The 7,595-nt window shown below is 65.4% G+C and carries 9 protein-coding genes; 5 read left to right on the top strand and 4 right to left on the bottom strand.

The window, feature by feature from the left end:
• On the bottom strand, window positions 1–324 hold a 324-nt coding region (locus tag EGJ34_RS19360; protein WP_185750258.1), incomplete at its 3' end, for an NAD(P)-binding domain-containing protein.
• Window positions 325–338: 14 nt separating this feature from the next.
• Window positions 339–1,010: a YggS family pyridoxal phosphate-dependent enzyme gene (locus tag EGJ34_RS19355; RefSeq protein WP_185750257.1), complete on the bottom strand. Its 672-nt coding sequence runs from the start codon at window positions 1,008–1,010 to the stop codon at window positions 339–341.
• Window positions 1,011–1,097: 87 nt separating this feature from the next.
• On the opposite strand from EGJ34_RS19355, the gene EGJ34_RS19350 reads away from it, so the two are divergent.
• The 3 genes from EGJ34_RS19350 (at window position 1,098) to EGJ34_RS19340 (ending at window position 4,136) form a co-directional block, all read left to right on the top strand.
• Window positions 1,098–2,135, top strand: coding sequence for a type IV pilus twitching motility protein PilT (locus EGJ34_RS19350; RefSeq protein ID WP_038690018.1), 1,038 nt, complete (start codon window positions 1,098–1,100; stop codon window positions 2,133–2,135).
• A gap of 15 nt (window positions 2,136–2,150) precedes the next feature.
• Window positions 2,151–3,293: a PilT/PilU family type 4a pilus ATPase gene (locus EGJ34_RS19345; protein WP_125362081.1), complete on the top strand. Its 1,143-nt coding sequence runs from the start codon at window positions 2,151–2,153 to the stop codon at window positions 3,291–3,293.
• Window positions 3,294–3,428: 135 nt separating this feature from the next.
• Window positions 3,429–4,136 carry a YitT family protein gene (locus EGJ34_RS19340; protein ID WP_125362080.1) on the top strand — a complete coding sequence of 236 codons (708 nt, stop codon included), beginning with the start codon at window positions 3,429–3,431 and terminating at the stop codon, window positions 4,134–4,136.
• 96 nt (window positions 4,137–4,232) lie between these two features.
• Here EGJ34_RS19340 and EGJ34_RS19335 read toward each other — a convergent pair whose 3' ends face one another.
• Together EGJ34_RS19335 and EGJ34_RS19330 are read right to left on the bottom strand one after the other, a co-directional pair.
• A complete protein-coding gene (locus EGJ34_RS19335) occupies window positions 4,233–4,766 on the bottom strand; it encodes a DNA-3-methyladenine glycosylase I (RefSeq protein ID WP_125362079.1) in 534 nt (177 codons plus the stop codon).
• Window positions 4,763–6,583: a DUF4153 domain-containing protein gene (locus EGJ34_RS19330; protein ID WP_125362078.1), complete on the bottom strand. Its 1,821-nt coding sequence runs from the start codon at window positions 6,581–6,583 to the stop codon at window positions 4,763–4,765. Before EGJ34_RS19330 ends, EGJ34_RS19335 begins: the two co-directional genes overlap by 4 nt.
• A gap of 81 nt (window positions 6,584–6,664) precedes the next feature.
• Between EGJ34_RS19330 and EGJ34_RS19325 the strand changes: the two genes are divergently transcribed.
• The gene (locus tag EGJ34_RS19325; protein ID WP_125362077.1) at window positions 6,665–7,231 is read left to right on the top strand and encodes a YqgE/AlgH family protein; all 567 of its coding nucleotides are present in this window, start codon (window positions 6,665–6,667) and stop codon (window positions 7,229–7,231) included.
• A partial coding sequence (gene ruvX / locus EGJ34_RS19320) for a Holliday junction resolvase RuvX (protein ID WP_125362076.1) occupies window positions 7,224–7,595 on the top strand: 372 nt, incomplete at its 3' end. The genes EGJ34_RS19325 and ruvX, both read left to right, overlap by 8 nt.

Raw genomic sequence — 7,595 nt, 5'->3', positions numbered from 1 at the left:
GCGCTGCAGCTGGGCGCTGGTGATGCCGGCGGCAATCGACACCACCAGCGGCGAATGCCGGGCGGCGAGGTCGGCCAGGTCGCCGCACACCTGCGACATCACCTGCGGTTTCACCGCCAGCACCCACACGGCCCCGTCGGCCGCCGCTTCGCTGGCGGTGGCATAGGTGCGGACACCGAAGTCTGCCTTCAACGCATCGCGCAGTTCGGCGACCGGCTCGGCGACATGGATGTGTGCCGGGGCGGTGCCCTGGCGGACCAGCCCGGCGATCAGGCTGCGGGCCATGTTGCCGCCACCGATGAAGGAAATGGAGTGGGCGTTCATAGGGGTTCCAATGGTCAATGGCGTGCGCCGAACAAGGCCGTACCGACCCGCACCAGCGTGGCACCGTGGGCGATGGCTTCAGGGTAGTCAGCACTCATGCCCATGGACAGGGTGTCGACCTGCGGGTACTGCGCCGCCAGCGTCTCGAACAATGCGCGCATGCGCTCGAACGCCTGCACGCGGCGCTCCGGCTGCGGCCAGGGTGCCGGAATGGCCATCAGGCCGCGCAGGCGCAGGCGCGGCTGTGCGGCCACCAGGGCCGCCAGCTCCGGTACCTGCCCGGGCGTGCAGCCGTGTTTGCTGCCTTCATCGTCGATGTTGACCTGGATCAGCACGTTCAAGGGGGCACGGTCCGCTGGCCTGTGCGTCGCCAGCGCGGCCACCAGCTTGGGCCGGTCCACGCTCTGCACCCAGTCGAAGTGCCGTGCGGCCAGCTCGGCCTTGTTCGACTGCAGGTGTCCGATCAGGTGCCATTCCAGCCCGAGTGTGACCAGCTGCTCAATCTTGGCCACGGCTTCCTGCACGTAATTTTCGCCGAACGCGCGCTGTCCCTGCGCGGCCAGGGCGGCCACGGCCGCGGCCGGCTGGGTCTTGGAAACCGCCAGCAGCAAGGGATCTGGCCGTCCTGCGGCGGCGGCCGCGTTGTGCAGGTTCAGCAGCAAGGTGGGCAGGGGCAGTGCGGACACAGACGTTTTCCGGTGGATCAGGGAGGCTATACTGCCGACCGGGGAAAGATCCTTCCAGTCGCAGCAGTCTATGGGGAGTAGCAGCGTATGGATATCGCCGAACTGTTGGCGTTTTCCGTGAAGAACAAGGCGTCGGACCTGCACCTGTCTGCAGGCCTGCCGCCGATGATCCGTGTGGACGGCGACGTCCGCCGCATCAACATTCCGGCTTTGGACCACAAGCAGGTCCATGCGCTGGTGTACGACATCATGTCGGACAAGCAGCGCCGCGACTACGAGGAATTCCTCGAAGTCGACTTCTCGTTCGAGATTCCGAGCCTGGCGCGTTTCCGCGTCAACGCGTTCAACCAGAACCGGGGTGCGGGTGCGGTGTTCCGTACCATTCCCTCGGAAGTGCTGACCCTGGAAGACCTGGCCGTGCCGCCGATCTTCCGCGAGCTGATCGACCAGCCGCAGGGCCTGATCCTGGTCACCGGTCCGACCGGTTCGGGCAAGTCGACCACGCTGGCGGCGATGATCGACCACATCAACAAGAACGAATACGGTCACATCCTCACCGTCGAGGACCCGATCGAATTCGTGCACACCTCGCAGAAGTGCCTGATCAACCAGCGCGAAGTGCACCGTGACACGCACGGCTTCAACGAAGCGCTGCGCTCGGCCCTGCGTGAAGACCCGGACATCATCCTGGTGGGCGAACTTCGCGACCTGGAAACCATCCGCCTGGCACTGACCGCCGCGGAAACCGGCCACCTGGTGTTCGGCACCCTGCATACCAGCTCGGCGGCCAAGACCATCGACCGAATCATCGACGTGTTCCCGGCCGGCGAAAAGCCGATGGTGCGCTCGATGCTTTCCGAATCGCTGCGCGCGGTGATCTCGCAGGCGCTGCTGAAGAAGGTGGGCGGCGGCCGTACCGCAGCGTGGGAAATCATGGTGGGCACACCGGCCATCCGCAACCTGATCCGCGAGGACAAGGTGGCGCAGATGTACTCGGCGATCCAGACCGGCCAGCAGATGGGCATGATGACCCTCGACCAGCACCTGCAGGACCTGGTCAAGCGCAGCCTGATCACGCGCAACCAGGCCAGGGAATACGCCAAAGACAAGCGCATTTTCGAATAACCGGGGCACATAGCGATGAACACCACTGGCACTACCATCGACTTCACCTCGTTCCTCAAACTGATGGCGCATCAGAAGGCGTCCGATCTGTTCATCACCGCTGGCATGCCGCCGGCGATCAAGGTGAACGGGAAGATCTCGCCGATCACCCAGACCCCACTCACGCCTCAGCAGAGTCGCGACCTGGTGTTGAACGTGATGACCCCGGCGCAGCGCGAGGAATTCGAAAAAACCCACGAGTGCAACTTCGCCATCGGTCTGTCCGGCGTCGGTCGCTTCCGTGTCAGCTGCTTCTACCAGCGCAACCAGGTCGGCATGGTGCTGCGTCGCATCGAGACGCGCATTCCCACCGTGGAAGAACTGAGCCTGCCGCCGATCATCAAGACGCTGGCGATGACCAAGCGCGGCATCATTCTGTTCGTGGGCGCGACCGGTACCGGTAAGTCGACCTCGCTGGCAGCGATGATCGGCTACCGCAACCTCAATTCGACCGGGCACATCATCACCATCGAAGACCCGATCGAATTCGTGCACAAGCACGAGGGCTGCATCATCACCCAGCGCGAAGTGGGCATCGACACCGACAGCTGGGAAGCGGCGTTGAAGAACACCCTGCGCCAGGCCCCGGACGTGATCATGATCGGCGAGGTGCGTACCCGCGAGGGCATGGACCACGCCATCGCGTTTGCTGAAACCGGCCACCTGGTGCTGTGTACCCTGCATGCCAACAACGCCAACCAGGCGATGGACCGCATCATCAACTTCTTCCCGGAAGACCGCCGTGGACAGCTGCTGATGGACCTTTCGCTGAACCTGAAGGGCGTGGTCGCACAGCAGCTGGTGCCTTCGCCGGACGGCAAGTCGCGCAAGGTGGCAATGGAAATCCTGCTGGGCACGCCGCTGGTGCAGGACTACATCCGCGACGGCGAGATCCACAAGCTGAAGGAAGTGATGAAGGAATCGGTCCAGCTGGGCATGAAGACCTTCGACCAGAGCCTGTTCGAGCTGTACCAGGCGGGCGAGATCAGCTACGAGGACGCGCTGCGTTACGCCGATTCGCAGAACGAAGTGCGCCTGCGCATCAAGCTCTCGCAGGGCGGCGACGCCCGCACCCTGTCGCAGGGTCTGGACGGCGTGGAGATTTCCGAAGTCCGCTGAAGCGTGGACGAAGCTGAACGGAATTGGCAGAAGCCCCGTCCAGCGGGGCTTTTTGTTGTCTGGTGAATCAATTTCACCTGCAACTGTCACGCCGATCGTGTCTAATACGACTCCCCACGAGCGGTACCCCCACCCATGTCTCTCCAATCCCATGGCCCCGTGCCGTGCGAAGACGCTGACGGCCACCTGGTCACCGCCGGGCCGTTGACCCCGCCGCCAGACAGCGCCGGCACCATCGCCGACGAGAAAGCGCTGCGCCACTCCACGGCCGAGGACGTGCAGGGCATGGTGCTGGCCACGCTGGTGGCCTCGCTGGGGTTGGCGATCTTCGCCAAAGGTGGGCTGATGATCGGCGGCATGGCCGGGCTGGCCTTCCTGCTGCATTACTCGGCCGGCTGGAACTTCGGCCTGGTGTTCGTGCTGGTCAACCTGCCGTTCTACTGGGTGGCGGTACGCCGCATGGGCTGGGAATTCACGCTCAAGACCTTTGCCGCGGTTACCGCCTGCGGCGTGCTGACCGACGTTCTGCCGCGCTTTGCCGATTTCGCGCACATGGCTCCGCTCTACTCGGCGCTGGTGGGTGGCGCGTTGTCCGGGCTCGGCATCCTGTTCTTCATCCGCCACCGTGCCAGCCTGGGCGGAATCGGCATCCTGGCGGTGTACCTCCAGCGCACCCGCGGCTGGAGCGCGGGCAAGGTGCAGATGTCATTCGACACCCTGCTGATGTGTGCAGCGTTCTTCGTGCTGTCGCCGATGCAGGTGATGTATTCGGCCATCGGCGCGGTGGTGCTCAGCCTGGTGCTGATGTTCAACCATCGCCCCGGACGCTACATGGGCGTCTGAGTCCGCGCGGGCGACCACCAACGGTGGCCGCCTACCGGTAAACCGCCGATTCCCGGTGGGTCACGACCGTTGGTCGTGACGCATTATTCCGGTGGGTCACGACCGTTGGTCGTGACGCATTTCCTGCAACCGCTTGTACACCGGGCATGTCTTCGCATGTGCCCCGGGCAGGTAGCCCAGGCTCATCAGGAATTCGCCGGTGATCTCGCCACCGGTGAAGCGGAAGGTTTTCTTGAACAGCTTTACCCAGTCGGCTTTGCTGCGCGGGTGGTGCGCATCCAGCCAGTCGGCGAAACTGCCATGGCTGGCACGTAGCTGCTGGATCACCTGCGCGTTGTGGATGGCCGCGTGCACCTTCAGCCGGTTGCGGATGATGCCGGCGTCGTTCAACAGCCGCTCGACGTCGCGTTCGCCATACGCCGCCACGGCGTCCACCTCGAACTGGCTGTAGGCCGCACGGAAGCCTTCGCGCTTCTTCAGGATGGTTTCCCAGCTCAAGCCGGCCTGGTTGATCTCCAGGATCAGCCTCTCGAACAGCTCGCGCTCGTCCCGCTGCGGAAAACCGTATTCATGGTCGTGGTAGTGGCCGTGCACCGGGTGTCCCGGCGCGATGCTGCAGTAGCCGCTCATGGGCTGTCGTCCTCAACCTTCGCTTCGTCGCTGTTTTCGCTGATTCTTGCTTCCACGTCCGGAAGCAGCAGTTGCGGCCAGCGCGGCTGGCGCTGCTCCAGCTTACCCTGCTTCAGCGCCGCGTTGATCTTGCCCACGTGCTCTTTGTTGCCCGCGTTGTAGAAGCTGACCTCGCCGGCATTCCACCACCGGCCTGGCATCGTGCCGGTGGCGCGCGCGTGCACCTGGCACGTGGGCCCCCTGTACACGGACAGGTCGCATAGCAGCATGTCGTCCATGCCATCGCCATCAAGATCACGGCGCAGGGCCACGCAGCTGGCATCCCGCTCCAGGCAGCCAGCGGCGTGCAGCTTGCGATCCAACAGCATCTGCCACCAGTCGGCATCGGGTGCAGGGCTGCCCTGGGCGACCACGACCTGACGCTGCAGGCCGGCCAGGTCGCGCAGTCCGTCATCCACCCGGCCCTTTCCATCCCAGCGCGTCTCCTTGGCCAGGGCATCCTTGACCACGCTGGCCGCGCGCGGATCAGTACTGATCCGCGGGTCGCGCTGCAGTTCGCGCAGCGCATCCACGCCGCGACGGCCGAACTGGAAGCGCAGTGCGGTGGCGTCGTCGGCGTCGATCGCAGCAGGATCGGCTTTCAGCCGCGCCACCTGGCTGGCGACACTGATGCGTACGCCATCCAGCAGCGGCGAATTGGCCAGGAGGGCTACCGCAAGCACCGTCCAGCACATCCAGCGGTTGACCGTTTCAATCGGCTGCAGCCAGCGGCCGCGCCGGCGCAGCACGGACAGCGCGTAGCCCACCGCGTAGCCAGTCACCATCAGCACCACAAGCGCGCCCCAGAAGCGCTCCAGCGTCCAGCCGTACTGGGCGATGCGCAGTGCCATCGCATACAGCGCCAGCACCGCATATAGCGGCAATGCCAGCAGGCTGACATCCACCAGTCGGCGCAGCCACATCGGATACGCCGCACGCTCGCTGTCGTGCTGGTACACCGCATTGGTCAGTGCCACCAGCAGCAGCGACACGGTCACCAGCAGCCAGGTCGCCGATCGGGTCTTCCACAGCGCCTCGAGCCCCGCAAACGGCAGGCTCAGCACGAACAGTACGACAATGAACGACAGCAACGGCAGCAGGCCGCGACAGATTGCGAACAGCACCTGCCGGGTCACCTGGATGGCGCGGTGCTGGGTGCGGCCGATCAATACACCAAAGCCGAACAGGCAGCCGGTGGCCAGGGAGATAAAGGCATTTTCGTGGAACAGGTCGTCGAAGAACTCGATGCCCACCAGCTGGAACAGCTCTGCCCAAAGCCACAACAGCATCCAGGTCAGGCCTGTAAAGGCGAGTGCCAGCGCCAGGGTCAGCCCGTTCTGCCAGGCGCGTTCGAACAAGCCGTCATAGGTGGCACGCCAATGACCGTGCTGCAGGCGGAACTGCCACCAGGGCAGGATCACGAACACGGCAATGCCCATGCTCATCGAGAACGGCCAGTGCAGCGGGCCATCCACCAGGCCAGTGGCACCGCCGCCCAGGTTCCAGCCGATCCAGCTGGCCAGCGCCAGCACCACCGCCGAGCCGATCGCCGCATGCAGCCACAGCCGGCGGTCGCGCAGGTCCACCAGGGTCAGCGCAACAGCGGTGGGAATGGTCAACACCCACGTATACCAGCGATAGCGGCTGGCGATGTCCTGGAACGGCCAGTCTTCGCCGGCCTGCTGCACGGCGTACAGCGCCAGCCCCTGCAGCAGCGCGATCAGCACGATGGTGCTGCGCGAGGACAAGGGCAGGGCGGGCAGGGAGGTGTCGTTCATGTGATGCGTCCGTGCAGATCAATGCGCATCCTAGCCCACCGCTCACGCCCCTGTCTGGAGCCCTGCGGTTAGAATGGGGCCATGTCACAGCTGCCCACGTCCCTCGCCGATCACCTGCTGGTAGCGCTGCCGTCGCTGACCGATCCCACGTTTGCCCGCAGCGTGGCCTTGATCTGCCAGCACGACGAGGCCGGTGCCATGGGCGTGCTGGTCAACCAGCCGTCCGAGTACACGCTCGGCGAAGTGCTGGCGCAGATGGAGATCAGCACCGACGATGCCGCCCTGCGTGGCATTCCGGTGCTCAACGGCGGTCCGGTGCACCCTGAACGCGGCTTTGTGATCCATGACGACCCGCGCGAATGGGACGCCTGCCTCACCGTGGGCGAGGGCCTGTTCCTCACGACCTCGCGCGACATCCTCGAAGCCATGGCGCGCGGCGAAGGCCCGCGCAATGCGCTGGTCACGCTGGGCTGTGCGGGCTGGAGTTCCGGGCAGCTGGAGAACGAGCTGGCTGAGAACAGCTGGCTGGCCGTACCGGCCGACGCCGACCTGCTGTTCAGCACGCCGCTGGACGAGCGCTGGCAGGGCGCGGCGGCGCGCCTGGGCGTGGACCTGTTCCACCACACCGGTTACAGCGGCCATGTCTGAGCCGGCCAGCATCCGTCGCGACGGCACGGTGCTGGGCTTTGACGTCGGTTCGCGCCGCATTGGCGTGGCCATCGGCAGTTCCTTCGGCACCCACGCCCGCGCCATCGCGGTGGTGGATGTGCACGGCAACGGTCCGGACTGGGGCGCGGTCGAACGACTGATCAAGGAATGGCGACCTGACGGCCTGGTGGTGGGCGACCCGCTCACGTTGGACGGCCAGGACCAGCCCAACCGCAAGCGTGCGCAGGGCTTCGCCCGCCAGTTGCGGGAACGTTTCAAGCTGCCGGTGGTGCTGGTCGACGAGCGTTCCAGCTCGGTCGAGGCCGCCCGCCGGTTCGCCGTCGAGCGCGCCGAGGGCCGCAAG

The organism is Stenotrophomonas sp. 278 (assembly GCF_003935715.1).
In the GTDB taxonomy this organism is placed as follows: Bacteria; Pseudomonadota; Gammaproteobacteria; order Xanthomonadales; family Xanthomonadaceae; genus Stenotrophomonas; species Stenotrophomonas maltophilia_AH.
Note: the sequence above shows the minus strand (reverse complement) of the source record. Positions and strands in the feature narration are given on the sequence as shown.

What these genes read in the sequence shown, in the direction of transcription:
- EGJ34_RS19350 (WP_038690018.1), top strand. Translation starts at nt 1,098, where the DNA reads ATGGATATCGCCGAACTGTTGGCGTTTTCCGTGAAGAACAAGGCGTCG.
- EGJ34_RS19345 (WP_125362081.1), top strand. Translation starts at nt 2,151, where the DNA reads ATGAACACCACTGGCACTACCATCGACTTCACCTCGTTCCTCAAACTG.
- EGJ34_RS19340 (WP_125362080.1), top strand. Translation starts at nt 3,429, where the DNA reads ATGTCTCTCCAATCCCATGGCCCCGTGCCGTGCGAAGACGCTGACGGC.
- EGJ34_RS19335 (WP_125362079.1), bottom strand. Translation starts at nt 4,766, where the DNA reads ATGAGCGGCTACTGCAGCATCGCGCCGGGACACCCGGTGCACGGCCAC.
- EGJ34_RS19330 (WP_125362078.1), bottom strand. Translation starts at nt 6,583, where the DNA reads ATGAACGACACCTCCCTGCCCGCCCTGCCCTTGTCCTCGCGCAGCACC.
- EGJ34_RS19325 (WP_125362077.1), top strand. Translation starts at nt 6,665, where the DNA reads ATGTCACAGCTGCCCACGTCCCTCGCCGATCACCTGCTGGTAGCGCTG.